Raw genomic sequence first — 25,888 nt, 5'->3', positions numbered from 1 at the left:
CGCGGCCCGAGCTACCGGTCGGTCGTGCCCGTCGGACCGGGCCTGACCGGCACGGCGGCCGGGCGGCGGGCCCGCCACTCCCGGGCCAGCGTCGCGTAGACCACCTCGTCGGTCCACTCGCCCTTGACGAACTCGTTCTCCCTCAGGTGCGCCTCACGCCGCATGCCGAGCCGTTCCAGCACCCGCGCCGAGGCGGTGTTGCGGGCGTCCAGCCGGCCGACGACGCGGTGCAGGTCGAACCGCTCGAAGGCCAGCTCCAGCACCGCCTGCGCCGCCTCGGTGGCGTAGCCCTGCCCCCGGTGGTCGGAGTGCAGCAGGTAGCCGATCTCGCCCTGCCGGTGCTCCGGGCTGGTCCACATCAGGAGCACGTCACCGATCACGTGGTCGGTGTTGCGCAGCACCGCCGCGAGGTGGATCGCGTCGCCCTTCTCGCGCAGCGCGGTCCGCTGCTGCCGTCGCGCCAGCACCTTCCGGGTGCCGTCGAGATCGGCCGGGGCCTCGCTGTAGAGGTAGCGATGGGCGGCGGGATCGGCGAAGTAGGCGTGCAGGTCGGACAGGTCCGACGGCTGGAACGGTCGCAGCTCCAGCCGCTCGGTCGCAAGCGGCAGGTCGGGGGTCGGCACCGGGGCAGGATACCGAGCCCGGCGCGCCGGCGGGAGCGGGCGGCGGCGATGCCGGACCGGCCCCGGTCCAGGGGCGGCGGGTGCCCGGAGGGCGGTGGGATGACATCCTGATCAGGGTGACCACCGAGACCAGCGACGAGTGGCGGCGGCCGGGCCCGACGCCCGAACAGCAGCGCCTCGACCTCTACGCCGGGCTGGCCGCGACCGCCCTGGCCCTGCTCAGCCTCACGCTGGCCCGCAGCACCGGCGCGTTCCTGCTCGGACCGCCGCCGTCCGACCTCGAACAGATCCTCTGGACCGTCGCGGTGCCGCTGCCGCTGATCTGGCGGCGGCGCTATCCCGCCGCCAGCGCGCTGGCGGTCTCGGCGGCGTTCATCGGGTCCCAGGTCCGGGCCGTACCGGAGTGGCAGCTCTCGCAGTGGGCGCTGTTCGCCGCCATCTTCACCCTCGGCGCCTGGGGTGGGAACCGCCGGTTGGCCCGCCGCCTGCGCATCGGCGTGATCGCCGCCATGTTCGCCTGGCTCGGCATCTCCTACGCGACCACCTACGACGCCATCACCGAGGAAACCTTCGCCAACGCGATCGGTCCGGTGCCGCCGCTGCTCGCCGCGATGATCAGCGGCATTCTGGTCAACGCGCTGTTCTTCGGGTTCGCGTACTTCTTCGGCGAAACCGCGTGGGTCGCCGCCCACCGGCAGCACGAGCTGGCCGAACAGGCGGAGCAGCTACGGCGGTCGCAGGCGGAGGCCCGGGAGCACGCCGTGGTCGGCGAGCGGGTCCGGATCGCCCGTGAGCTGCACGACGTGGTCGCCCACCACGTGTCGGTGATGGGGGTGCAGGCGGCAGCCTGCCGCCGGGTCTTCGACCGGGACCCGGCCAAGGCTCGGGCCGCGTTGGCCTTCATCGAGGAGTCGGCCCGGACGGCGGTGGACGAGCTGCGCCGGATGCTCGGCGTGCTGCGGACCCCCGACGGCAACCCGGACCGCGCCGGGCAGCCCGCCGGGATCGACCAGCTCACCGCCGTGGTGGACCGGGCGCGGGAGGCCGGGCCACGAGCCACCCTCGGGGTGTACGGGGAGCCGACGCCGCTGCCCGAGTCGGTCTCCCAGGCCGCGTACCGGGTGGTGCAGGAGGCGGTGACGAACGTGCTGAAGCATGCCACCGGGGCGACCGTGCTCGACGTACGGATCCGTTACCTGGCGCACGAGGTGGAGGTCGAGGTGACCGACGACGGCCGGGCCACCCGGCCGGCGAACGCCGACGGGATGGGCCTGATCGGGATGCGCGAACGGGTCGCGACCCACGGCGGCACGCTGGAGGTCGGTCCGCGTACCGGCGGCGGCTGGCGGGTCCGGACCCGCTTCCCGCTCCCCCTACCAACCGGAGTGCCGTCATGAGCGAGCGTCAGCGAGCGAATCATCAGCACAGCGCGGCGGTGCCTCATGGCGGCACGCAGCGAAGCGGAGTGCCGTCATGAGCGAGCGTCAGCGAGCGAATCATCAGCACAGCGCGGTGGAGCCTCATGGCGGCGCGCAGCGAAGCGGAGTGCCGTCATGAGCGAGAAGGTTCGGGTGCTGCTCGCCGACGACCACCATCTGGTCCGGACCGGCTTCCGGGTCATCCTCGAAGTGGAGGACGACATCGAGGTGGTCGGTGAGGCCGCGGACGGCGAGCGGGCGGTCGGCATGACCCGGGCCCTCCGCCCGGACGTGGTGCTGATGGACGTGGAGATGCCCGGCGTCGACGGGTTGGCGGCCACCCGGCGGATCACCTCGGACGCGGCCGAGCCGGGCGGCCCGGCCGTGCTGATCCTCACCACCTTCGACCGGGACGACTACCTGTTCGCCGCGCTGGCCGCCGGGGCCAGCGGTTTCCTGCTCAAGAACGGCACGCCGGAGGCACTGGTCGAGGCGATCCGGGTGGTGGCCCGGGGTGACGGCCTGCTGGCGCCGGAACTCACCCGGCGGGTGATCGCCACTTTCGCCCGGCCGGGCGGCGCCGCCGGGACGACCGCCGATGGGCGGACAGCGGAGGCGGCGTTGCGCGACCTCACCCCGCGCGAACGGGAGGTGCTGGTCCTGGTCGCCGGGGGCGCCAGCAACGCCGAGATCGCCGTAGCGCTGCATCTGGGCGAGGCGACCGTGAAGTCGCACGTCAGCCGGGCACTGGGCAAGCTGGGCCTGCGTGACCGGGTGCAGGCGGTGGTCTTCGCGTACGAGCACGGGGTGGTCCGGCCCGGCGGGTGAGCGCCTCCATCGCAAGGCGGAGCCGGATCTCCGTCGCCGGGCGGTGGGCAACCCAAGATCAGCGACCTAGCGTCGAGGCCGTGACCACCGTCCTCCGCCTCGACGGCGTCGATCGCAGCTTCGGCGACCGTCAGGTGCTCAAGAACGTGTCCTTCGATGTCGTCGCCGGCCGGATGACCGGCTTCGTCGGCGGCAACGGCGCCGGCAAGACCACCACCATGCGCATCATCCTCGGCGTGCTCGCCCCGGACGCCGGCCAGGTGCGGTGGCGGGGCGCGCCGCTGAGCCGTGAGGTGCGGCGGCGCTTCGGCTACATGCCCGAGGAACGCGGCCTCTATCCGAAGATGAGCGTCCGCGAGCAGGTGACCTACCTGGGCCAGTTGCACGGCCTGACCGCCGGCGCGGCCCGGCGCGGCACCGACGAGTTGCTGGACCGCATCGGGCTCGCCGAACGTGGCGACGACCTGCTGGAGACGCTCTCGCTGGGCAACCAGCAGCGCGCCCAGATCGCCGCGGCGCTGGTGCACGAACCCGAGATGCTGGTGCTCGACGAGCCGTTCTCCGGCCTGGACCCGCTGGCCGTGGACACGGTCGTCGCCGTGCTGCGCGAGCGGGCCGCCGCCGGTGTTCCGGTGCTCTTCTCCAGTCATCAGCTCGACGTGGTCGAGCGGCTCTGCGACGACCTGGTGATCATCGCGGACGGCGCGATCCGGGCCGCTGGCGCTCGGGAGGAGTTGCGCGAGGCGTACACCACGCCCCGGTTCGAGCTGGTGGTGCAGACCGATGCCGGCTGGCTGCGGGACCAGCCCGGGGTGACCCTGGTCGACCTCGACGGCGACCGCGCCGTGTTCGACCTCGCGCCCGGCGCGGACGAGCAGCCGGTGCTGCACGCGGCGCTGGCCCGCGGCCCGGTGCGCGCGTTCCGCCCGGTCAGTCCCTCCCTCGCCGAAATCTTCCGAGAGGTCGCCCAGTGAACTCCATGCAGGCCACCCGCCTGGTCGCCGCCCGGGAGATCCGGGTCAAGCTGCGCGACCGCACCTTCCTGATCAGCACCGTGTTCTTCCTGCTGATCGCCGCGGCGGCGACCATCCTGCCGCCGATGCTCTCCGGCGGACCGTCCACGGTGGCGGCGACCGAGGCGGCGGCCGGCCCGCTGCGCGCGGCGGGGCTGGAGGTGCGGACGGTGCCCGACGACGCCGCCGCCGAGCAGGCGGTCCGCGACGGCGACGTGGACGCCGCGGTCGTCGCCGGCCCGGCCGTGCTGGCCATGAACGACGCCCCCGACGACGTGGTCTCCGCGCTGAGCACCGAGCCCCCGGTCCGGTTGTTGAATCCCGATGCGGTGGATCCGGTGATCGCCTTCCTGGTGCCGTTCGCCTTCGCCTTCATCTTCTTCGTCACCTCGCAGACCTTCGGCGTGCAGATCGCGCAGAGCATCATCGAGGAGAAGCAGACCCGGATCGTGGAGATCCTGGTCGCCGCGGTGCCCGTCCGGGCGTTGCTGGCCGGCAAGATGATCGCCGGCACCATCCTCGCGCTCGGGCAGATCGGGCTGGTCGCCCTGGTCGCGGTGGCCGGCATGGCGCTCGGCGACAACACCGGGCTGCTCTCCCTGCTCGGGCCGGCGATCGGCTGGTTCATCCCGTTCTTCCTGCTCGGCTTCGTGCTGATCGCGTCCATGTGGGCGGCGGCCGGCGCCCTGGTCAACCGGCTGGAGGACATCGGCGGCGTGTCGATGCCGGTACAGCTCGCGGTGATGCTGCCGTTCTTCGCGGTGATCTTCCTGAACGACAAGACCACCGCCATGCGGGTGCTGTCCTACCTGCCGTTCTCCTCGCCGACGGCGATGCCGCTGCGGCTGTTCAGCGGGGACGCCGCGCTCTGGGAACTCTTCGCCTCGCTGGCGCTGCTACTGGTGACGGCGGTCGGGTTCCTGCTCGCCGGCGCCCGGGTCTACGAGGGGTCGCTGCTGCGGACCAACGGCCGCACCTCGATTCGCACCGCCTGGCGCGAACGCGAGACGGTCAGCTGAGCTTCGTCCTGTTGAGCCGGTGACGCCCAGGTCGGCGGACCAGTTGGGGGGTAGGCGCGGGGTTTGCCAGGCCGGATCGGGTTTCCAGGAGGCCCAGGACTCGTCCCACCAGCGGTGGCCGGCGTCGAGCAGGGCGGCGATCCGGTCACCCTCGGCCCGGATCGCCTCGCCCATCCCCGGATAGCGCCCCTCCACCAGCCGCTCGGCGAAGATCTCGACGTCCTTGAAGACGTACCGGTCGGCGTCCGCCGCCCACCACAGGTCCAGCTCGTGGTCGAGGGTGTCCACCCCGATGGGGGTACGCCGGAACGGGTCCTGGAGGTTGAAGTACCAGCCGGCGAAGGCCCGCTCCGGGCCGGACCAGAAGACGTCGACCGAGTGCGCCTCGCCGGGACGCTGGAGCATCAGCTTGCCGTGCCCGGTCCAGGCGGTATGCCCGGCAAGCTGCCACGGATGCCGCCCGCAGGGGAAGGCCCCCTCCTCGGGAAAGCCGAACTCGGCGCCCGATGGCAGGTAGAGCGCGAGCAGATCGGCAGAGTCCTCGACGCAGATCGTCGGGCAGCCGAACCAGACCTCGCCGCGCAGCATCTCGCGCCGCACCACCACGTCGCCGGGCGCGAACCGTTCCGCCGTCACCACTCCCCCAGGCCCCGATCAGCGTTCCGTGAACTCCGACCGAATACTTCCTGATCCAGGTTTCCACGTCCGACTTCCGCCACGCCTTCTCGTGCATCAGATCCCCGACAGGCTGCGGCGGGGCGTCACTCCTCGGGCAGGTTACGCATGGTGCGCAGCGGGGAGAAGGCGACCCAGAACAGCCCGAGCAGGGCCCCGAGGCTGGCGATCCAGAGGGCGGGACGCACTCCGATCGTGGCGCCGAGCGCCCCGCCGGCCAGGGCGCCGATCGGCCGGATGCCGTAGTTGACGGTGCGCCGGAAGCCGGAGACCACGGCGAGCATCGCCACCGGTGTGGCGGCGATCTGCACCGATCCGACCGCGATGTCGAGGACCATGACGCCCAGCGCGGAGACGAACTCGGCGGCGAAGAGCAGCGCGAGCACCAGCGGCTGCGGTCCCACGGCCAGCGGCACGAGGACCAGCGGGGCCGGAAAGGCGACGAAACCGAGGAGCACCGTGGGGCCGATGCCGATCCGGCGGCTGATCGGGCCGGTGACGGCCGCGCCGAGCAGCCCGCCGAACGCGCCGGCCCCGATGATCAGGCCCAGCATGCCGGGGGAGACGCCCAGCGCGGTGGTCACGTAGAGCACAAAGAGCGCGGCGAACATGTAGTTGAACAGGTTGAGCGTGGTGGTGCCGAGCACCGTCGCCCGGAGGATCGCGGAGCGGGCCACGTACCGCACGCCGGCAGCCATGCCCAGGCCGGGGCCGGTCGGTACGGGACGCTCGTCGACCCCGGTCCGGGCCAAGAAGACCGCCGACGTCAGATAGGTGAGCACGCCCGAGAAGAGCGCGACCGGGGCGGTGAGCACCTGTATGAGCACGCCACCGATGCTCGGGCCGGCCACGTGCGAGATGGCCCTGCTGCCGTTGACCAGGCTGTTGGCGTCGACATAGTCCGGCCGCTGGACCAGGGCGGCGAACAGGCTGACGTGTGCCACCTCGAAGAAGACCGAGAGGACCCCGATCAGGAAGGCCACGGCACAGAGCAGCGGCAGGCTCAGTGCGTCGGCCCACCACAGCAACGGCACGGCCAGCAGAAGGCCGGCCCGGCCGAGGTCGGTAATGATCATTATCCGGCGTCGGTGCGGGTACCGGTCCACCCAGGCGCCCGCCGGCAGGGAGAAGAACAGGTTCGGCAGCAGCGAGGCGGCGGTCAGGTAGCCCATCTCGGCGGGTCCGACGCCGACCGCGAGCAGGGCCAGCAGCGGTACCGCGAGCATGGTGATCTGGTCGCCGAAGAGCGAGACGGTCTGGGCGGACCAGTAGCGGCGGAATGCGGTCTGCCGGAGCAGCCGCGGAATGCGGGGGCGGCGGGGAGTGCCGGGCCGGCGCGACGGCGCCGGGCCGGTCAGGACGAGGGGTTCGGTCACGGCCCGTCTCCGCTCGCCGGTGCCGGCGGGGCCGCGATCCCCCGCGGCAGCGCCATCTGGACGAGCGTCACCGGGCGGGACCCGGGTGGGCGCTTCGCCGGGTCGGCGATCCGTTCGTCGTACCGGGCCAGCAGAGCGTCGATCTTCTCCATGACCTCGCGCAGCTCGGCGGCGGTCACGTGCAGCAACGTGTCGCCGAAGCCGGCGGCGACCCGCCACTCGACGGGCTCGTCGGCGCGGATGGCGAGGTAGTCCTGGGCGCGTTGCAGGTAGAGGCCGAGCATCACGCTGTTGATCTGGTCAGTGGCGGCCCGCATGACCGGATCGTCGGAGTCGTCGTCCCAGGACGTGTACTGCGTGGTGGCCCGCCACGGCCGTTCCCGACCGTCCGCGCCGGGAACGCGTTCGGCGAACCCGTACTTGGCGAGCTGCCGCAGGTGGAACGAGCAGTTCGGCACGTTGTCGTCGAGCCGGGCCGCCGCCTGCGTCGCGGTCATCGGTCCTTCGCCGCGCAGCAGCCCGATCAGGCGCATCCGCAGCGGGTGCGCGTACGCCCGCAGGGCCCGTGGGTCGGTGACCTTGATCAAACGCCGGGGTACCTCTTCGGTCATGTAGTAGAGAATGCTTTAGAAAGATATCTTTAGCAACTGCCGGCCCGCCTGCCCAAGGCACCGGACGGCTACCTGGTCGGGGGCTCGGCGGTGAACCGGCCGGCCAGCTCGGTACGCGAGCGCACGCCCAGCTTGGCGAAGATGCGCACCAGGTGCGACTCGACGGTCCGGCGGCTGAGGAAGAGGCGCGAGGCGATCTCCTGGTTGGTGAGGCCGGCCCGGACCAGCTCGGCGATCTCCCGCTCCCGGGCGGAGAGCGTGGTGGTGCCGGTCGCCGCTGGACGCGGGTCCCGCTTCGGGCGGGACGGGGTCGCCGCCCGGTGCCGGGCGAGCACCGACAGCAGCCAGGTCGCCCCGCAGCTCTCGTACCCCTGCTGGGCCTGCCGGAAGGCGTCCCGGGCGGCCCCGGGGCGGCCACCCCGGGCGTACGCGTTGCCGGCCAGGTGCCGCGCGAGCGCCTCCTCGACGGGCGCCCCGGCGGAGACGAGCCGGGCGGCGGCGGAGGCGGCCAGCGCCGCCGCCTCGTCGTACCGGTGCGCACCGGCGGCCACGTACGCCTGGGCGTAGCCGGCCCAACCCTGTTCGTAGGCGAGTCCGGCGGCGTCGGCCAGCGAGGCGGCCCGGCTGGCGTACCGGCCGGCGCTGCCGGTGTCGCCCGACCTGACCAGCCCGATCGCCCGCAGCGTGTCCCGAGGTACGGCGGTCGGTGGGCCGGGCGGCCACGGCCCCGGGTCGGCGACGATCCCCAGGCACGACTCCGGCCGCCCGGCCGCCAGATGGGCGATGGCCAGGTTGACCTGGCCGACCCGCCGCCACATCCGCGACCGCGGCCACTCGCTGCCGGCGAGCCGACCGGTGGCGCCGAAGGCGGCGGAGGGCCCGGCGGTCAACAGCAGCGGGCGCAGTGCGACCGCCTCCGCCATGGCCCGCATCTCGGCGCTGCCGATGCGGCGGGCCACGGCCACCGCCTCGTCCGCGAGTTGGATGGCCGCCTCCAGGCGCCCGAGCCGCGTCTGTAGCGCGGCACGCACGACCAGCAGGTACGGCACCGCGCTGCTGTCCCGGACGCTCTCCACCACGTCGGCCGCCCGGTCCAGGTGATGGGCCGCGGCGGTGACCTCGCCCAGGTGCATGCGGACCCACGCCAGCGGGCCGAACAGCTCGACGTGCGGGCGCAGTGCCGCGTTCGTCGCCGTGTCGACCAGTTCGGCCGCCACCGCCCCGTCGTGCCGGGCCGCGTCGAGATCTCCACGGTAGAGGCCGCCGAAGGCGCGCAGCGCACGCGCCGCCGCGGAGAGCGCCGGACGATCCGCTTCCAGCAGGGCGAGGGCGCGCCCCGCGTGCCGTACCGTGGTGTCGCTGTCCTCGCCGAGCGCCGCTATCGCGGCGAGTTCCACGTGCAGTTTCCCGGCGGAGGTCCGGGGCAGCCGCTCGCTGGCCAGCTGCTCCGTGACCAGGGTGGCCGCCTCGTCGATGTCACCGCGCAGGCGGGCCACGACCGCACGGAACGCCACCGCCTCGGTACGTACCCGATCGTCGACGTGCGCCAGCTCGCGTAACACCTCCCGGCTGCGTTCCAGGTCGCCGCTGAGCCCCAGGGCCCTGGCGTACTGGAGCAGCACGGTCGGCCGCCGGCCGCCAAGCCGGTGGTCCTCCGGCAGCAGGCGAAGCGCCGAGCCGAGCCAACGGGCCGCCTGGGCCGGCGCGTGGTAGGTGAAGGCCAACCCCGCGTCGATCAGGGTCTCGGCCGCCGCCTCGTCACCCGGCTGGGCGGACCGCTCGGTGTGGTGTGCCACCACCTGCGGCGGCCCGTGGTTGGCGCGCAGGTGGTGGGCGGCGCGGGCGTGCGCGGTGACCCGCCACGCCGGGCCGGCCAGCTCGTGCGCGGCGGCGCGCACCAGCGGATGCCGGAACCGCAGCCGCGCGGCCTCGACGTCCATCAGCCCGCGCCGGTGCAGTTCGTCGGCGGCCTCGACGACGACGCTGGTCGGCATCTCCGCCACCCGCACCACCAGGCCGATCGAGGCGTGGTCACCGGCGACGGCCGCCGCGTAGGCGACCCGGCGGACCGGCTCGGCCAGGTCGGCGATGTCGCTGGCGAGCCCGGTGAGGACGTGGCGTTCCGAGACGTCCACGTCGTCGTTGTCCACCAGGGCCGCGAGCGTGTCGTCGCGGCATCGGGACAGTTCCCGGATGTAGAGCGGGTTGCCGCCACTGGCGCGCGAGATGAGCGTCCGACGGCGGCGCGGCACCTCGGGAAGGAGCGCGTCGATGTCGGCGGGCCCGAGATGGGGCAGGCTGATGCGGGTCGCGGCCGGGCCGAGGTGCACGATCGCGTCGGCGACTCCGGACGGGGGCCGCTCGCTGCGGAAGGCGACCGCGACCAGTGTCGGGCGACGCGGTGGCTTGCGGATGAGGTACTCGGTCAGCTCCAGCGACGGTTCGTCCGCCCAGTGCAGGTCGTCGAGGAGCAACGCGACACCCGGCGCCCGGGCCGCGTCGATGAGCCGCCGTACCGCCGCGTAGATCCGGGCCCGGCCCACCGACGAGGCCGAGCCGTGGCGGATCGGCCGGCCGTTGAGAGCGCGCGACACCAGCTCGCCGTCCTCGGCCGCGCCGCTGGCCGAGACGAGGTGCTCAAGCGCGTCGGCGTACATCGCGAAGGGCACGTCCCGCTCGAACTCGGCGGCCCGGCCCGCGCAGACGAGCAGCCCCGCCGCGCCCGCCCGGTCCTGAAGCGCCCGCAGCATGCTGGTCTTCCCGATGCCCGCCTCACCGCAGAGGTTGACCGCCGCGAAGTCGCCGCCGGCCACCGCCGACACGGCCGCGTCGAGCGCCGCCAACTGGCTGGTACGGCCGACGAGGGGCGCCTGCGCGCCGACGCCCGACGGACGTACGGCCACCGCGCCTCCCCAGACTCGCTGCCTGAAACCGATCATAGACCGCGCTCTACGGCAGCGGCATCGACGCGCTGCGCGGTGTCCAGGGCGTCCGCGGCAACCTCAGGCAATCCGGGGTTTGCGTATTTTCACGGATACCGCACACCTTCTCGAAGCTGGAACGCTGACCGCTGTCGGACGGGCGCGACCGACATCGATGGGGGCAAGGTGAGGAGGATCGGAGTGCGGACAGCGAAACCACTTCTCGGCGGGATCACCGCCATGGTGCTGGGCTTGGGCCTGGCCCTGCCGGCGCCCCCGGCGGCATCGGCCTCGGTGTCGACGTCGGCATCGGGGTCGGCCCCGGGGCCGACCCCGGGGCCGGCGGCCGGGGCGCAGGTCGCCGACGGCGTCGACTACGGAAAGATCATCGACATACTGCTCGCCGCGGCCGAGATGGGGCGGGACGGCGTCTACACCCCGCAGGAGATCAGCCAGCTGATCCAGCAGGTGATCGGCGCGATCAACGGCACGAAGGTCGACCTGCTCACCCGCCTCGACACGCAGCTCACCCACGAGATCCAGGCCAAGACCGAGGCGGCCGTGACAAAGGTCGAACTGCTGCGGGTGCCGTGGGCCGCCGGCCCCGCCCTGAACAGCACCCACGACGCGGCCTACGCGGCAAAGGCGCACCTGCGCACGGTCCGCGAGAACGAGATCGCGCTCGATGCCGTGGGTAGGGCGATGATCGTCCTGTTCACCCAGTTGGAAGCCGCCTACCTCATGGTCGACGCCGACGAGGGCACCAATCTCGCGGCGACCCAACGCCCCTACTTCCGGCAGGGCCTGGAGTACCTCATCCAGGAGATGACGCCGGACTGCGTCGACGGCGGCGTACCGAACGCCGGTCTGTACACGTACACCTGCTCGTACGGCGGAAAAACGGTCCGCGGGACGTACTGGGCGGGCACCGACACCTTCACGATCGACGACGGTCCACCGATCATCGGGCCCTTCAACAGGCAGCTCGTGGCGGACGTCCTCATGTACGACACCGCACGGCGGCTCGCGAAGAGGGCCCTGCAGGTGCTGATCGACAAGGGCGTCGGCCTCCCCTGACCGTGACCGACCCCGCAGACATCACCCCGGAGAGATGAGGACCCGCACATGAAACGCAGACTCGTCAACGGCATCATTTCCGCGACCACCGCGATGGTGCTCACCGTGTCCGGCACCGCCCAACCCGCCCGGGCCGCGATCCCGTGGCCACAGATCGCCGTCGCCGTGGTCTCGTACCTCTACGGCGGCAGCGGAGGCGGTAGCGACCTGGAACGGGCCAAGCAGGAGATCATCGCGGCGGTGGAGACCTCGAAGCAGGAAATCCTCAACCACATCGACGCCATCGCCGCCGCCGACGTCGAGGCCTGCACCGAAGCCGCCGTCACCAAGATCGCGCAGATCGACAGCATGCCGGGGAGCTTGCTCGGCCCCTTCGTCAACGGCGCCGTCGACTGCGCCGCGCTCTCCAACGCCTACCTGAACGCTGTCCAGGACCCCCGCGCCGCCGACAACATCGGCAAACTGATGGGGGTCATCCACTCCATCGCCATGGTTGCCTTCGCCAAGTACAACCTCTCCACCAACGACCTGCTCAACGGCCTCATCCGCGGCTACGAGAACCTCGTCACCAAGCTCGCCCCCGCCTGCCGGGACGACACCATCCGGGAGTACGACTCGCTCGGTCGGCTGGTGACCGTGGAGATCACGCACACCTGCGTGGCGTACAACGGAAACTCCGCGAGCGGCACGGAGCTCTACTACCAGGGCCGACCGATGAACACCATCGACCGTGCCCTGATCAGCAAGAACGCCACCCGGAACACGAGCCGCTGGACCGCCCAAGAGTCGCTGCCGACGCTGATCCAGCTCCGGCCGGTGGCCTGACGCCGAACGGCCCGCCCTCCGCTCGACGGGTGGCGGGCCGTTCAACCGGGGCGGACGTTGCTGCCCGGCTGTCGATTACTCCCGTCGTCTGCGTACCGTCCTGAACGTAGCTTGAGAAAAGGATCAACCCTGATGAACATCACCGAACAGAAGCCCGGCATCTTCGTCTCCGTTCTGCAAGCTCCCATCGTTCCGGCGGACCTGGCGGCGCTCGCCGCGCAGCTTCCGGCGGACGTGTTCCTGACCGACTCCGAGCGGGACGGAGACGACCGGCTGTCCGACATGGGAGCGGCACGAGGTCATCTCGGTTGACTGACCCACCACCGGAACAACAAAGGGCCCCCAGTGGGGGCCCTTTTCCGCTCTGCGGCCGTCTCAGCTGGCCAGGCGGTCCGCCTTCACCGCGCCGAGGAACGAGGCGAACCCAGTTGGGCTGAAGGTGAGCACCGGGCCGGTCGGATCCTTGCTGTCGCGTACGCCGACCACACCGGGCAGGTTGTCGGCTACCTCTACGCAGGCACCACCGTTGCTACCGCTCTTGCTGCTCTTGCGCCACTGCGCGCCGGTCATGTCCATGAGCCCGCTACTTCCCTAATGAGGTCGATTGACTGCGCCCGGGGTAGGGCATCGCCTACTATGCGCGCCCACCTGCGGTCAAGGGTAGCAATTTCGGCCGCAGCCTCCGTGATCTGAGCGCTGACTTGCCCGTCCTCATGGGCGACCCTCGAACCGTCCGGCATGTCGGCCATGATGAACGGCCCGCCAAGACCGAGATACATCGGCGTATCGAGGGGTACCACGTGCACCTGAACCGATGGCAGCTGTTCCACGCAGGTCACGATGTGCTCGCACTGCTCACGCATCACCGTGCCGTCACGCCCCACCCTGCGCCGCAGTGCCGCCTCGTCCATCACGGCCACCAGCAGCGGGGGCCGGTCGCGGTGCAGAATTGCTTGTCTCTGCACCCGCGCTGCGGCGAGTTCGCCCACCTCATCAGCGGTCAGCGACTCCATGGCCAGCGTTGCCCGCGCGTACGCCTCCGTCTGTAGCAGGCCGGGCACCCACGCCAACTCAAACCACCGCAGCGCAACCGCTTCCCGTTCGACATCCACCCATCGGCGGAACCAGGCGGGTTCCCGCCGCTTCAGGACGTCCGGCCAAAGGTGCTCCACTTCGCGGCCTAGCGCCGTCGCAACCTGCGCCCGGTGGCGCGTCTGTGGAATCCGTCCCGGGTTGGCCCACTTGGCGGCCGTCTTCGGATCCACGCCTATCTGGGCTGCGAGGCTGTCTGCCGTCTCGCCGGCTGCGGCCATCGCCTCTATCACGGCGTAGTTCATCCGATGCACCTCCGGTACGTCCTGTGCCGTCTACAGGAGATAGTGCTACGCGGTGTGTTCGTTCCGCAACGGTCGGGCAGTCTCTTCGCAGACGGCGCGACTGGCGGAGGCGACGACCCATAGCCCGGCAGTCGCGTCTAGTACGGCAGCCGCCGTTCGTGAGGTGACCTCGGATCCCGCGGGAATGAGGACGGCCACCGCGTGATCGTCTGTGCGTTGTGGACACAACATCAGACCGTGCGGTGGCCGAGAGCCACAGCGTAGAGCCTGCCCGGTGGCGACGAGCCATCGACCTGGTGATCGACTCTTTCACCGGCCGGTTCTGCCGGGTCGAGCCCCGCCGGGCTGCAGCCGGGTTCGTCACCGGGCTGCTCGCCGACCTGCGGATCAAGACGTGCTGGCAGTTGGCGGAGCAGGCCGGACACGGCCGGCCGGACGCGATGCAAAGGTTGCTCTACCGGGCGAAGTGGGACGCGGACGCGGTGCGTGACGACGTGCGGAAGGTCGTCATCGACCGGCTCGGTGACCCTGATGGGGTCTTGGTGGTCGACGAGACCGGGGATCTGAAGAAGGGCGTGCACACCGTCGGCGTCGTGAGGTGGGGCGCTGGCGAGGTGCCTGCCTGGGCAGGTCCTTTTCCGGCGCCCTCCTCCCGAACCGGACAGGCCCGTTTCCGGGCATCCGGCTCTCCAGTGACTACTGCGTGATTGCGGCGTTGCCGGAGTGGATCTGGGTGTGGCAGTCGGCGCAGACGATGAGCGTTTTGCGTCGCCGTTTGACCATGATCTTCGTCCAGGTGCTCTTGCGTGACTGCTTGTCCCGATCGAGGTCGGCGAGTTTGCGGACGTGATGAACTTGGATGTCCACCGTGCCGTCGCAGACCTCGCACCGCCCGGCGAGGAGCCGGTTGATCAGCTCTTTGCGGGCGGCGATTGGGACGGGGCGGCGGTCGAGGACGACCGCTGTCTTCTGCCGCTTGAGTGGTATGCCGCCGAACCGGGCGACCAGTGCTGGCCTGCCCTCGCGCTCGACCCGGGCTTCGAAACACCGCCGTTTGCCGTGCGGGGTGTCGATGGTGGTCCGGTGCTTGCGGGCCATTGTCGACACCGCCGAGCGGTGTTTGAGTGCCAGGGTCTTGAGCATGGAGGTTTCCATGATCCAGCGAAGCCGGCTCAGTCGCCAGACGTCGCCGGCGGGCAGGTAGTACTGGACGATGCCTCGGTACTCGGCCCCGTAGGTCGCGATGATGGTGTGGTCATCGTGGTTGACCAGTCGGGTCCGATGCGCGGGTTTGCCGCGTTGTAGGTACCGGGCACATTTGGCCGTGATAACCGTTTTGGGCACGCGTAACGCGATCGTGCCGTTGACCGTCCGGTTCCCACGATGGTGCATGTGGTCGCCGTGCTGGACGGTGATCTCGTAGCCGAGGAACCTCGCCGCGCTGGTGCGGGCGTGCGTGATCAGCGTCTTGTTCTCGGACAGTTCCAGCTTGAGATCGTCACGAAGGAACTGAGCGATGCGCTGTTTGATCTCCTCGGCCTCGGCTCGTGGTCCGACGAACCCGAGCAGGGTGTCATCGGCGTAACGCACGTAGCGCAACCGCCGGTAGCCGGGATCGTTCGGGTCTCGGCTGGGTAGGCGGTGCAGCTGCTGGCGCAGCTTCCTTGCCGTGGTGCGGTCACCACGAACACGTGCCCGTGCGGCCGCGTCTTGCACCCGGCAGTACGCGCGGTTCTTGGCCCGGCGTTCGCCTCGGGTGTACTCGGGGATGAGTATGTTCTCAACAAACGTGTCCAACCGATGCAGATAGATGTTCGACAGGATCGGTGAGATCACCCCGCCCTGTGGCGCGCCGCTGAGCGTGGCGTTCCAGATCCAGTCCTCCAGGTATCCGGCTGTGAGCATGTTACGCAGTAACCGCAGAAACCGGTTGTCGTGGATGTGCTCCGCCAGCGTCGACAGCATGACCTGGTGGTCCAGCGTGCCGAAGCAGTCGGAGATGTCACCCTCGATGAACCAGGCCGTCGCCGTCCAGGTCGTCGCCACCTCGCGTAACGCGGTGTGGCAGCCCCGAGCGGGACGGAACCCGTGGGACCGGGCGGAGAACTTCGGCTCGTAGTACGCCTCCAACAGCAGACGCATCACCTCGCCGACGAGCTTGTCCGACCAGGTAGGCAAGCCCAGCGGCCGTCGCTTCCCGTTCTTCTTGGGGATCCAGGTCCGCTTGACCGGGCTGAACCGGTAGCGCTCATGGCGCAACGCATCGATGATGCGACCGATCTTCCCCAGCGACATGCCGTCCACGGTTTCCGCGCTGGCACCCGGTGTCATCGCGCCGCGGTTGGCGTAGATGCGCCCGTAGGCCAGCAGATACAGCTGCGGGTTGAACAACTGTCGATACAACTCATCCAGCGGCAGGCCACGCCTGCCGCGCTCACGCAGGACACCCAGCACCGTTTCGGCGCTCTGCATTTCGCATACCTCCCGATTCCTGTGGTGTCCGATCACCTGCGCTCCTTCGCCCTGCGGACGGCTTTCCCGTCCTCCTCGGCCGGACGTGACCCCGGCGACTACTACGAGCGCTCCGTCGCCGTAGGGCTCGCACCCCGTAGGCGATCCCGCGTTCGTCTCTGTTGCACGTCAGCACGACGTAGGCGACCCACTCATCTCCTTTAATGCCCTCGCTGGGCATCGCCCTGCGTCCGGAGGATGCCCCGACCACGCTGCAAAGCCGAGGCAGGACGCGGCACCGGTCCCAGGCGTCAATTCCGGCGGATGGTACTTTTCATCGTCTGGAGATTGGGTTTCAAGCAATCCAGCCTTCGCCATATCGCGCGGGTCCCACGACGCGTCACGTCAACGCCTGACCATGACCGCCGGTTTCCTGGCATGCTCTTGTCCCCGATCACCTTTCAGCTACGGGTAAGCCATCAGACCCAGGAACCTCCCTCCAGTTCCTCCCAGCTGAGCTGGGGATACAACAGAGCGCCTCGCGGCGCACCAGCGCCAGTACACCGGAACCGCTGGGCGGATCGAGAATGCCCAGGTCGGGGTGTTTCTGGCCTATGCGAGCAGGCACGGTCACACCCTGATCGACCGGCGGGTCTACCTGCCGAAGTCCTGGACCGACGACCGCCAGCGGTGTGAACGGGCGGGCGTCCCCGACGATGTCGTGTTCGCCACCCGATCCGAACTGGCCGACGACATGATCAGCGCCGCGGTGAAGGCCCTGGTCCCGGCCCGGTGGGTCGCCGCGGACGAGGCCTACGGCAACAACAGCCGACTGCGGAGTGCACTGCGCAAACTCCGCCTGGGATACGTCCTGGCGGTCTCCTGCGATCACCTCGTGCCGATCGACGGCGGGAAGACCCGCTGCCGCGCCGACCGACTGGCCGCGGACCTGCCCGCCACCGCATGGACCCGGCGCAGCGCCGGCGACGGATCGAAAGGGCCGCGGTTCTACGACTGGGCCTGGCTGACCGACGTCGGCGCCGACGGTGACCCCGACGACGACGGCCGGCACAGTCTGCTGGTCCGCCGCAACAACACCACCGGCGAGATGGCCTTCTACCGCTGCTGGACACCCGGCTCCGCTACCCTCGCCCAGCTCGTGCGGGTAGCCGGAATCCGGTGGATCGTGGAAGAAGGCTTTCAGGCCGGAAAAGGTCAGGCCGGTCTCGACCAGCACCAGGTCCGCCGCTGGACGTCCTGGCACCGGTTCACCACCCTGGCGATGGCCGCCCTCGCTGTCCTCGCGATCTGCGCCGCCGACGCCCGAACAACGGACCGTCCCGCCCCACCCAACATGATCGAGTTGACCACCAACGAGATCCGCCGCCTGATCAACGTCCTGCTGATCCGGCCGACCCACAGCATCGCCCACCGTTTGCACTGGTCAAACTGGCGACGCCGACACCAAGCACGAGCCAGACGAGCTCACCACGCCCGCCGCCTCAACCTTGAGACTCAACCATGATCACAAATGGCGGCTGCCGTACTAGTCGAGGGGCCCCGGTTCGCTAGCCCAAGGGGGATGCGTGTCACACCCGGAGCCCCTCATCCAACTTGGGAGGTGGGCGGTGGTCCGGCATAAGGGGATCGGTGGACGGCGGTGCATCTGTGACTTCTGCAAGCCCACCCCCCACCCGCTCCTGTCGTGGCCCGCTGAGCCGGAATCGGCTGATCGGCCGGGAGACACTTCGACGGTGATCATCTGGGATCGCGCGGGCGAGCTGCGCACCCTGGGCCAACTCATCCGGGGTGGTGGTCAGGATGGCTGAGCACATCCCAGCTCGCCCGTCGTGGCGCTGCCGGGACTGCGGCGCTAATTGGCCGTGCCAGCCCGCGAAGCTCGCCCTTCAGCGGGAGTACGAAGGGCATTCGCTCGCGCTCATGCTCTACCTGATGGCGTGTCTTTATGACCTGCTGGCCGACAGCGAGAGCATCGGGGTTAAGCCCGATGTGGAGCAGTCCATCAGTCGGGTCGTCGGGTGGGCGATCGACGGCCCCCTTCGGGTGCTGCGCACCCTGACCCAAGGCCGCTGATGACGGTCGCGCGGCAGGCCAGAGCACCCCCGGGGTGGCACCTAGACTTAGGTCCGCCTGGTAGCGGAGGAACGGAGAACCCGGAGTGCAGACAACCGAAGTGCTTGACACGCTGGCGGCGCTGTTCGCGGCCAGCGACCATCCGGATCACGCGGCGGTGGAGCGATTCGGGCCCGATTCACGGCCCGGAGTGAAGATCCTCTACCGGTCCTCCGGATCGGGCGCGCTCCTGTCGGCGGTCGCGGCCCCACGGCCCGCCCCGCCTTCCGTGCCGCTTCCGGCGGAGATGCCACCCCCCATGAGGCGAGCGTCCAGGATGCTCGTGTTCACTACTCGACTGCTCGACTTCGCACGGCCCCCCGTGTTTGCGGAGTGGGATACGTGCGACCTCCCCGGAGTGTGGTTGTCACCCGCCGCGCTGAGGATCAAGTGCGCGGACGACACAACGGTCTACCTCCATCTAACGGTCGCATCTGGTAGTGGACGCGAACCGGAGGAAGACCCCCACTCTGACTACCAATTCCCCCCGGGAGTGCGTACATGGCCCCTCAAAGTCAGTGCTCCGTCTGTGGTGCGCGCGTAGGCGTCGCCGCTGGAAAGAATTGCCCACCTCATCAGGCAATGGGTAGCCGGGGCACTTGCCCCGGATCCGGTCAGCCCACCATGTGATCCTCCCTAGCCCCGCCCCGGTCGCTCACCTCCCCCGTGAGGGGAGTAAAAAACCGGGGCGGGCCTCTTTATCGCCCCCGACGGCGCTCTCAGCGGGCTAAAGGTCGGGTGGCCGGAGGGAGTTTCACCCTCCGGCTCCCACAGAACCGTGCGTAACGGTCTCCCGTTACACGGCTCTTGTCATCCTGGTCACCAGAACGTCGGTGTCCATGCCCAGTGGGCGAAGAGCCTGGGGTGCTGGCGGGTGATGCGGTGCCAGCACGCGTGGGCCTTCTTGAACGTCCGGAGCCGTTTGAACTTCTTGCGGATCCAGCGCATCAGGTAGGCGTTGATGCGTCGTAGGAGGGGAAACAGCGCGGAGCGGTAGAACGCTCCGTAGTACTGCAACCAGCCGCGCACGACCGGGTTAATCCGGTGTGCGAGCTCGGTGAAGGTCAGGTGTATCCGCATGTGAAGCCGCCAGGAGCGGACTTCTCCGCTGATCTTCTTCAGGGCGTCCTTGCTGATCGCGGGCAGGAAACTGGTGAAGAAGGTTCCGTTCCTGCTGCGCGCCTTGCGGGCGCGGAAGGTGAACCCGAGGAAGGTGAACGACGTGTGCTCGGCCGAGCCGCGTCGCTTGCCGTCCTTGCAGTACACGATCCGGGTCTTGTCGGGATGCAGCCGCAGCCCGACTTCCTCCATCCTGTCCCCGAGCGCGGCCAGCACTTCGCGGGCCTGGTGCTCGCTGACGCAGTGCACGACCGCGTCGTCGGCGTAGCGCTCGAACCGGATACCCGGGTACGTCCGGGTCAGCCAGGTGTCGAACGCGTAGTGCATGAACAGGTTCGCCAGCACGGGCGAAACCCCGGATCCCTGTGGGGTTCCCCGGTCCCGCGGTCGCAAGGTTCCGTCAGGCAACTGCATCGGTGCTTGCAGCCACCGCTGGACATACAGCACCACCCAACGGTCGTCGGTGTGCGCCTGAACCGCTTTGACTACCAGGTCCCAGGGCACGGAGTCGAAGAACTTCTGGATGTCCAGATCGATCACCCAGTCGGTCTTCCAACACCGCTGCCGGCATGCCGCGACCGCGTCCAGCGCCGACCTGTTCGGCCGGTAGCCGTAGGAGTCCGGATGGAAGATCGGTTCGACCTTCGCCTCCAGCCTCGCGGCCACCACCGTCTGGGCGACCCTGTCCGCGACCGTGGGCACCCCGAGCACTCGGACCCCGCCGCCGTCCGGTTTCGGGATCTGCACCGCTTTCACCGCCGGCGGGAAGTAGCTGCCCGAGGACATCCGGTTCCAGACCCGGTAGAGGTTGTTCTTCAGGTCTTTCTCGAAGTCCTCGATCGAGCAGCCATCCACACCGGCGGCGCCCTTGTTAGCCTTAACCTTCAGATACGCCTCCCACACCTCCCGCTTCGAAATATCGAACGGCTTTCCTGGTGACTTCAACTGGCTCACTCGGCTCCTCCCAGACCATGGCCCGGTTGACCATACGAACACCAGCCACGAATGACCCGATCTCTTCACTCCACCCCCATTACAAGGGCTTCGTCGCTACTACAGACCGGTCCGCCGACACGTCCCGCGACGGTACTCAGCTCCTTGCGGTTCAGCCGCTTGGAGTGCTCCCTATCGCTGGCACCAACTCGGCCAGCTGTGTCGGGGCGTGTCTTCCCACGTTCCGTGCGAGAGCGGCAGATCAGGCTCACGCCACCTCCATGCCGGACACCACCTGGCCAGTAAACGGGCTCCCGCCAGACTCATCCCAGGCCGACATCAAACACCCGGTTTCGGCGTCATCTAATACATTTCGACACGTCATCAGTGGTTCGCTCACGCTCGTCTTCCTGATCCCCACCTGACACCTCACTGGGCGCCTTTTCCACATCGCTCACCACGGTCACGTCACCGGTCCCGCAGCATGTGGCGGTTTGAAGCCTCCCCCCGCAGAGCGGCTCCGAAGGGCCAACCTTCATCTCTCACACAGCACCACGCTCAGGAGCTCTGCCTACAACCAGCTCCCTCCCGCGTTCGTGGCGCACGATGTCTCGTAACCCGGCGACCGTCCGGTTGGGACGGTGGTCGATGATGTCGGGGTGCAGGTGATCTCGGCGGCCCGCCCGGAGTGGATCTTTCCGTTCACTGGGCTGCAGCCCGTTCAGTTCCGCAAGCTGGTCCGGCTGGTCGCCGAGCGTGGCGGTGACGCGATCGCTGACGGTCGGCCGGGCCGGCAGTGGTCGCTTGACCTCGCGGATCGGGTGTTGCTGGTCGCCGCCTATTGGCGCACGAACCTGACGATGCGTCAGATCGGCCCGTTGTTCGGGGTGTCGCACTCCGCCGCGCACCGGGTCATCGACACCCTCGGCCCGCTGCTGGCCCTGGCCCCGGTCCGCCGACGCCGGGTCGACCAGATCACCATCGTCGACGGCACCCTGATCCCGACCCGCGACCACCGCCTGGCCGCGCCGAGCAAGAACTACCGCTACTCCACGAACCTGCAGGTCGCCATCGACGCCCACACCCGCTTGGTCGTCGCACTCGGCGACCCACAACCCGGCAACCGCAACGACACCATCGTCTACCGGACCAGTGGCATCGACCAGAAGCTGGCCGGACGGCCTGTCATGGCCGACGGCGCCTACCGCGGCAACCCAGACGTGATCATCCCGTACCGCAAACCCGCCGACGGCAGCGACCTACCCGGCTGGAAAGCCGACCTGAACAAGCAGCACCGCACCCTCCGAGCCCAGGTCGAACACGCCCTGGCCCGCATGAAGTGCTTCAAGATCCTGCGCGACTACCGCCGCGCCGCCCACACATTGGCCGACACCGCTTCCGGCATCGCCAACCTGCACAACATCATCCTCATCGGGTGACACCAACACCGTTGACAGCAAACGCCTTCATCAAGTTACGAGACATCCTTTAGCGACCCGCCTCCAAGCCGCCACCGCAACGGTTAGCCGTGCCTCCTCCGCCGGGCATTGAAAGCGCTCCCGTCCGCAGCACGGGCACCGTAGGGCCCGGTCGGCTCCAACCTCACGGTTGCGCTACTGATGGCCGAGCGTGCCGACTACGGCACGGGGATGAATTGCTTTCCGAGTCAAGCCAATATCGCGGCCGAAATTGGGGTTTACCAGCACCCGCCAGATACGGGGGCATCGGGGCAGTTGCGGATGGCGCGGCGGTAGTCGTTCACGGGCCATGGGATGGTTCGGGCCGCAGGCTTTTCCCTATGGCCTCTGTCGTCGGCCTGCTCCCGTTGCCCGCGTACCCGTCCGGGCGACCCGTTCGGAGATTTCCACGATCCTGGACCGGCGCGCACGCTCGCGCGCTGCAAACCATGTACCACCCCCAGCGGCTGCGCCCATCGGCCCGTGGCCGCGTTCCGGGACCGTAAGCCCGCTGACACGGCACCACGGGGCGGCTTACCCTCGATAGCGTCGGCCAGCCACGCCCGGAACTCCGGGCGGTCACGGATGCCACCGGACCGCCCGTCATCCACATGAAGGGCCACCTCACGAAACCCCCGGTCGGCACAGAGGACCGGAGATCATCGATCATGCCCTGCTTGCTGAGGTTCCGGCCGTCGGCCGCCTTACTCAGCCGGATATACAGGCTGACCCGTCGTCCGTACAGCAGCTCGGTGTAGGTCACGACCCAGCGCGTCCCTCAGATTTGAGATAGCATCTCGTCGCTGACATCGAAGTTCGCGAAGACGTTCTGCACGTCGTCGCAGTCCTCCAGGACGTCGATCAGCTTGAAGATCTTGCGCGCGCCCTCCTCGTCCAGCGGCACGTTGACGCTGGGGATCAGCGAGGACTCGGCCGACTCGTACTCGATGCCGGCGTCCTGCAACGCGGTCCGTACGGCGAGCAGGTCGCCCGGCTCCGAGACCACCTCGAACGCCTCGCCCAGGTCGTTGACCTCCTCGGCGCCCGCGTCGAGGACGGCCAGCATCACGTCGTCCTCGGTGGTACCCGCCTTCGGCACGATCACCACGCCCTTGCGGGAGAACATGTACGACACCGAGCCGGCGTCGGCGAACGAGCCGCCGTTGCGGGTCAGCGCGGTGCGTACCTCGGTGGCGGCGCGGTTGCGGTTGTCGGTCAGGCACTCGATCAGCAGCGCGACGCCGTTCGGGCCGTACCCCTCGTACATGATCGTCTGGTAGTCGGCGCCGCCGGCCTCCAGGCCGGAGCCGCGCTTGACCGCCCGGTCGATGTTGTCGTTGGGGACCGAGTTCTTCTTGGCCTTCTGGATCGCGTCGTAGAGCGTCGGGTTGCCGGCCGGGTCACCACCGCCGGTACGCGCCGCGACCTCGACGTTCTTGATCAGCTTGGCGAACATCTTGCCGCGCTTGGCGTCGATGACCGCCTTCTTGTGCTTGGTCGTCGCCCACTTTGAGTGGCCGGACATCTGTTACCTCCGTTGCTACCCGCCGTCTGCATCGACCGCACCGCACGCGCCCCGCTCCGCACCAACACACACGGTGGTGCCGGTCAGCTCTGGTGGAAGCCGTGGCGGCCAGATGGCCCTGCCGAATCTCGACAATCCTACCGACGCCCCCACCTCGCTCCCCACCCCCGGCACCCGCCCCACCCTCATCAACCCCATTGATCATGACGTTGTCGCCGCGACACGCGCCGGCCGCGCCGGGTGGGCAGCGGGCGGTGTCAGGTGGCGGCGCGGACCAGGTCGGCGAAGTAGGCGTGCAGACGGAGGTCGCCGGTCAGCTCGGGGTGGAAGGAGGTGGCGAGCAGGTTGCCCTGGCGGACCGCCACGATCCGGTTGGCGGCCGGGCCGTCGGTCACGGTGCCGAGGACCTCGACGGCGTCGCCGACCCGCTCGACCCAGGGGGCGCGGATGAAGACCGCGTGCAGCGGGCCGTCCTCGATGCCGGTGATCCCCACCGGCGCCTCGAACGAGTCGACCTGCCGGCCGAACGCGTTGCGCCGTACGGTCATCGCGATGCCGTCGAAGCCGCGCTGGTCCGGCCGGCCGTCGAGAAGCTCGGTGGCCAGCATGATCATGCCGGCGCAGGAGCCGTAGACCGGCATCCCGGCGGCGATCCGCTTGTCGATCGGTTCCCGCAGCTCGAATATGTCGACCAGCTTGCTGATCGTGGTGGACTCCCCGCCCGGGATGACCAGGCCGTCGACCGCGTCCAACTCCCCGGGCCGGCGTACCGCGCGGACCTGCGCGCCCACCCCGCTCAGCGCGGCAACGTGCTCGCGGACGTCACCCTGAAGGGCGAGCACACCGATCACCGGTGCCGTCACGTGGGTTCCTTCCGAGTGTTAAGAAGGGGCCCCTGCTCTACACGAGGCGTTAACAGGGGGCCCCTCCTTTCACCAGCCGCGGGTGGCGAGGCGGTGGGGTTGGGGGATTTCTTCGACGTTGATGCCGACCATCGGTTCGCCCAGGCCACGGGAGACCTTGGCCAGCACGTCCGGGTCGTCGTGGAAGGTGGTCGCCTTGACGATCGCGGCGGCCCGCTGGGCCGGGTTGCCGGACTTGAAGATGCCCGAGCCGACGAAGACGCCCTCCGCGCCGAGCTGCATCATCATGGCCGCGTCGGCCGGGGTGGCGATGCCACCGGCGGTGAAGAGCACCACCGGCAGCTTGCCGGTCTCGGCGATCTCCCTGACCAGCTCGTACGGCGCCTGCAACTCCTTCGCCGCGACGAAGAGCTCGTCGGTCGGCAGCGACTGGAGCCGGCGGATCTCCTGGCGGATCTTCCGCATGTGGGTGGTGGCGTTGGAGACGTCACCGGTGCCGGCCTCGCCCTTGGAGCGGATCATGGCCGCGCCCTCGGTGATCCGGCGCAGCGCCTCGCCCAGGTTGGTCGCGCCGCAGACGAACGGGACGGTGAAGGCCCACTTGTCGATGTGGTTGGCGTAGTCGGCCGGGGTGAGCACCTCGGACTCGTCGACGTAGTCGACGCCGAGGGACTGCAGGATCTGCGCCTCGACGAAGTGACCGATGCGGGCCTTGGCCATCACCGGGATGGAGACCGCGTTGATGATGCCGTCGATCATGTCGGGGTCGCTCATCCGCGACACCCCACCCTGCGCCCGGATGTCGGCGGGCACCCGCTCCAGCGCCATCACCGCGACGGCGCCGGCGTCCTCGGCGATCCTGGCCTGCTCGGCGGTGACCACATCCATGATCACACCGCCCTTGAGCATCTCGGCCATGCCGCGCTTCACGCGGGCGGTGCCGACTACCGGGCTGGCGCTGGCGTTCGGGGAAGTCGTCTCGGGCACGAGATCATCGCTCCTCAGGCGTGCTCGGGGAGGTGGCAGCGGAGATGCTACGCCCGGCGCAACGCCGTACCGACAGCCAATCAGACCCGTGGTGGCCTGCTCTGTGGCCGCCGTCACCCGGGACGGAGCCCCGCCCGGCACCCCGCCCGGCCCGGCCGACCGACGCCCGGATCACCGGGTGGGGACGTCGGCGGCGGGGACGGCGAGGGTCGGGTCGTCGATGTCGAAGTAACGCGGCCAGGTGTGCCCGCGTCCCATCCGCAACAGGCGCACCAGCGGCCGGCCGCGCGCCGAACGGGCGTCCCGGACCAGGTCGGTGTGCACCTGCCGGGCCAGGGCGAGCCGCCGGCTGGCCGCGATGACCGCCTCGCAGTCCGGGTCGGTGGGATCCAGCCGGACCGCGCGCAGCTGCCGGGTCAGGTCGTTCTCGGCCGCCTCCCGCTCGTCCGGCCGGGCGTCGAGGGCGATCCGGGCCGCCGCGTACAGCTCGACGCCGTAGCGGCGCTCGGCCAGCACCGCCGCCGCCGCGGCCCGGCGCAGCAGATGGGCGTCCAGGGCGCGGGCGGCGAGCTGCGCACGGCCGTGGAGCCGCTCGACCCGGCCGGCGGTCCAGATCAGGTACGCCGTGACCAGAACGACGGCCACCGTCGCGCCCACCACCCACCACATGCCCGGCATCGTAGTGCTGCTCCCATTC

22 protein-coding genes and 2 pseudogenes are annotated in these 25,888 nt (G+C 69.7%); 11 read left to right on the top strand and 13 right to left on the bottom strand.

Annotated features, from left to right (window positions below):
- Positions 1-11 precede the first annotated feature (11 nt).
- Positions 12-623 (bottom strand): GNAT family N-acetyltransferase, encoded by a 612-nt coding sequence (locus ACQPYA_RS11085; protein ID WP_433532521.1) that lies wholly within the window; start codon positions 621-623, stop codon positions 12-14.
- Between the two features lie 116 nt (positions 624-739).
- Here ACQPYA_RS11085 and ACQPYA_RS11080 point away from each other — a divergent pair, with 116 nt between their 5' ends.
- The 4 genes from ACQPYA_RS11080 to ACQPYA_RS11065 all read left to right on the top strand — a co-directional run bounded on the left by ACQPYA_RS11080 (position 740) and on the right by ACQPYA_RS11065 (position 4,901).
- On the top strand, positions 740-2,020 hold the full coding sequence (locus tag ACQPYA_RS11080; RefSeq protein WP_433532520.1) for a histidine kinase: 1,281 nt from the start codon (positions 740-742) through the stop codon (positions 2,018-2,020).
- A gap of 156 nt (positions 2,021-2,176) precedes the next feature.
- Positions 2,177-2,869: a response regulator gene (locus tag ACQPYA_RS11075; RefSeq protein WP_433532519.1), complete on the top strand. Its 693-nt coding sequence runs from the start codon at positions 2,177-2,179 to the stop codon at positions 2,867-2,869.
- An 80-nt stretch (positions 2,870-2,949) separates the two neighbouring features.
- Positions 2,950-3,843, top strand: coding sequence for an ABC transporter ATP-binding protein (locus tag ACQPYA_RS11070; protein ID WP_433532518.1), 894 nt, complete (start codon positions 2,950-2,952; stop codon positions 3,841-3,843).
- Positions 3,840-4,901, top strand: coding sequence for an ABC transporter permease (locus tag ACQPYA_RS11065; protein ID WP_433532517.1), 1,062 nt, complete (start codon positions 3,840-3,842; stop codon positions 4,899-4,901). Before ACQPYA_RS11070 ends, ACQPYA_RS11065 begins: the two co-directional genes overlap by 4 nt.
- A gap of 294 nt (positions 4,902-5,195) precedes the next feature.
- On the opposite strand, the pseudogene ACQPYA_RS11060 reads toward ACQPYA_RS11065, so the two are convergent.
- The 4 genes and pseudogenes from ACQPYA_RS11060 to ACQPYA_RS11045 form a co-directional block, all read right to left on the bottom strand.
- A pseudogene (locus ACQPYA_RS11060) lies at positions 5,196-5,306 on the bottom strand (DUF402 domain-containing protein); the annotation flags it as partial.
- Between the two features lie 356 nt (positions 5,307-5,662).
- Positions 5,663-6,952: an MFS transporter gene (locus ACQPYA_RS11055; RefSeq protein WP_433532516.1), complete on the bottom strand. Its 1,290-nt coding sequence runs from the start codon at positions 6,950-6,952 to the stop codon at positions 5,663-5,665.
- A complete protein-coding gene (locus ACQPYA_RS11050; RefSeq protein WP_433532515.1) occupies positions 6,949-7,563 on the bottom strand; it encodes a winged helix-turn-helix domain-containing protein in 615 nt (204 codons plus the stop codon). The genes ACQPYA_RS11055 and ACQPYA_RS11050 overlap by 4 nt, the downstream gene beginning before the upstream one ends.
- A 68-nt stretch (positions 7,564-7,631) precedes the next feature.
- On the bottom strand, positions 7,632-10,466 hold the full coding sequence (locus ACQPYA_RS11045; RefSeq protein ID WP_433532514.1) for an ATP-binding protein: 2,835 nt from the start codon (positions 10,464-10,466) through the stop codon (positions 7,632-7,634).
- Between the two features lie 219 nt (positions 10,467-10,685).
- Here ACQPYA_RS11045 and ACQPYA_RS11040 point away from each other — a divergent pair, with 219 nt between their 5' ends.
- From ACQPYA_RS11040 to ACQPYA_RS11030, 3 genes are all read left to right on the top strand, one after another.
- Positions 10,686-11,561 carry a hypothetical protein gene (locus ACQPYA_RS11040; protein WP_433532513.1) on the top strand — a complete coding sequence of 292 codons (876 nt, stop codon included), beginning with the start codon at positions 10,686-10,688 and terminating at the stop codon, positions 11,559-11,561.
- Between the two features lie 48 nt (positions 11,562-11,609).
- Positions 11,610-12,386: a hypothetical protein gene (locus tag ACQPYA_RS11035; RefSeq protein ID WP_433532512.1), complete on the top strand. Its 777-nt coding sequence runs from the start codon at positions 11,610-11,612 to the stop codon at positions 12,384-12,386.
- 132 nt (positions 12,387-12,518) lie between these two features.
- Positions 12,519-12,698, top strand: coding sequence for a hypothetical protein (locus ACQPYA_RS11030; protein ID WP_433532511.1), 180 nt, complete (start codon positions 12,519-12,521; stop codon positions 12,696-12,698).
- Positions 12,699-12,761: 63 nt separating this feature from the next.
- On the opposite strand, the gene ACQPYA_RS11025 is transcribed toward ACQPYA_RS11030, so the two are convergent.
- Together ACQPYA_RS11025 and ACQPYA_RS11020 are read right to left on the bottom strand one after the other, a co-directional pair.
- Positions 12,762-12,962 carry a DUF397 domain-containing protein gene (locus tag ACQPYA_RS11025; RefSeq protein ID WP_433532510.1) on the bottom strand — a complete coding sequence of 67 codons (201 nt, stop codon included), beginning with the start codon at positions 12,960-12,962 and terminating at the stop codon, positions 12,762-12,764.
- Complete coding sequence (locus ACQPYA_RS11020; protein WP_433532509.1) at positions 12,953-13,723, bottom strand: DUF5753 domain-containing protein; 771 nt, start codon at positions 13,721-13,723, stop codon at positions 12,953-12,955. Before ACQPYA_RS11020 ends, ACQPYA_RS11025 begins: the two co-directional genes overlap by 10 nt.
- Positions 13,724-14,022: 299 nt before the next feature.
- Here ACQPYA_RS11020 and ACQPYA_RS11015 point away from each other — a divergent pair.
- Positions 14,023-14,334, top strand: a pseudogene (locus ACQPYA_RS11015) (transposase); the annotation flags it as partial.
- A gap of 85 nt (positions 14,335-14,419) precedes the next feature.
- On the opposite strand, the gene ACQPYA_RS11010 reads toward ACQPYA_RS11015, so the two are convergent.
- Complete coding sequence (locus tag ACQPYA_RS11010) at positions 14,420-16,195, bottom strand: reverse transcriptase domain-containing protein (RefSeq protein WP_433532508.1); 1,776 nt, start codon at positions 16,193-16,195, stop codon at positions 14,420-14,422.
- A gap of 559 nt (positions 16,196-16,754) precedes the next feature.
- Between ACQPYA_RS11010 and ACQPYA_RS11005 the strand changes: the two genes are divergently transcribed.
- Entirely contained in the window at positions 16,755-17,699 is a 945-nt protein-coding gene (locus ACQPYA_RS11005) for an IS701 family transposase (protein ID WP_433533466.1), read from the top strand.
- 296 nt (positions 17,700-17,995) lie between these two features.
- Positions 17,996-18,268 carry a hypothetical protein gene (locus tag ACQPYA_RS11000; protein WP_433532507.1) on the top strand — a complete coding sequence of 91 codons (273 nt, stop codon included), beginning with the start codon at positions 17,996-17,998 and terminating at the stop codon, positions 18,266-18,268.
- A gap of 858 nt (positions 18,269-19,126) precedes the next feature.
- Here ACQPYA_RS11000 and ltrA read toward each other — a convergent pair.
- Complete coding sequence (gene ltrA, locus ACQPYA_RS10995; RefSeq protein ID WP_433532506.1) at positions 19,127-20,380, bottom strand: group II intron reverse transcriptase/maturase; 1,254 nt, start codon at positions 20,378-20,380, stop codon at positions 19,127-19,129.
- 638 nt (positions 20,381-21,018) lie between these two features.
- Between ltrA and ACQPYA_RS10990 the strand changes: the two genes are divergently transcribed.
- On the top strand, positions 21,019-21,798 hold the full coding sequence (locus ACQPYA_RS10990; RefSeq protein ID WP_433533465.1) for a transposase family protein: 780 nt from the start codon (positions 21,019-21,021) through the stop codon (positions 21,796-21,798).
- 796 nt (positions 21,799-22,594) lie between these two features.
- On the opposite strand, the gene ACQPYA_RS10985 is transcribed toward ACQPYA_RS10990, so the two are convergent.
- The 4 genes from ACQPYA_RS10985 to ACQPYA_RS10970 form a co-directional block, all read right to left on the bottom strand.
- Positions 22,595-23,341: a YebC/PmpR family DNA-binding transcriptional regulator gene (locus ACQPYA_RS10985; protein WP_433532505.1), complete on the bottom strand. Its 747-nt coding sequence runs from the start codon at positions 23,339-23,341 to the stop codon at positions 22,595-22,597.
- A gap of 257 nt (positions 23,342-23,598) precedes the next feature.
- Positions 23,599-24,204 carry a pyridoxal 5'-phosphate synthase glutaminase subunit PdxT gene (pdxT, locus tag ACQPYA_RS10980; RefSeq protein ID WP_433532504.1) on the bottom strand — a complete coding sequence of 202 codons (606 nt, stop codon included), beginning with the start codon at positions 24,202-24,204 and terminating at the stop codon, positions 23,599-23,601.
- Positions 24,205-24,273: 69 nt separating this feature from the next.
- Positions 24,274-25,191 carry a pyridoxal 5'-phosphate synthase lyase subunit PdxS gene (gene pdxS, locus ACQPYA_RS10975; protein WP_433532503.1) on the bottom strand — a complete coding sequence of 306 codons (918 nt, stop codon included), beginning with the start codon at positions 25,189-25,191 and terminating at the stop codon, positions 24,274-24,276.
- 171 nt (positions 25,192-25,362) lie between these two features.
- Entirely contained in the window at positions 25,363-25,869 is a 507-nt protein-coding gene (locus ACQPYA_RS10970; RefSeq protein WP_433532502.1) for a hypothetical protein, read from the bottom strand.
- Positions 25,870-25,888 lie beyond the last annotated feature (19 nt).

It is taken from the genome of Micromonospora sp. CA-263727 (assembly GCF_050942455.1).
Lineage (GTDB): Bacteria > Actinomycetota > Actinomycetes > Mycobacteriales > Micromonosporaceae > Micromonospora.
The sequence above is the reverse complement of the archived record's forward strand: the minus strand, read 5'-3'. Positions and strand labels throughout refer to the sequence as shown.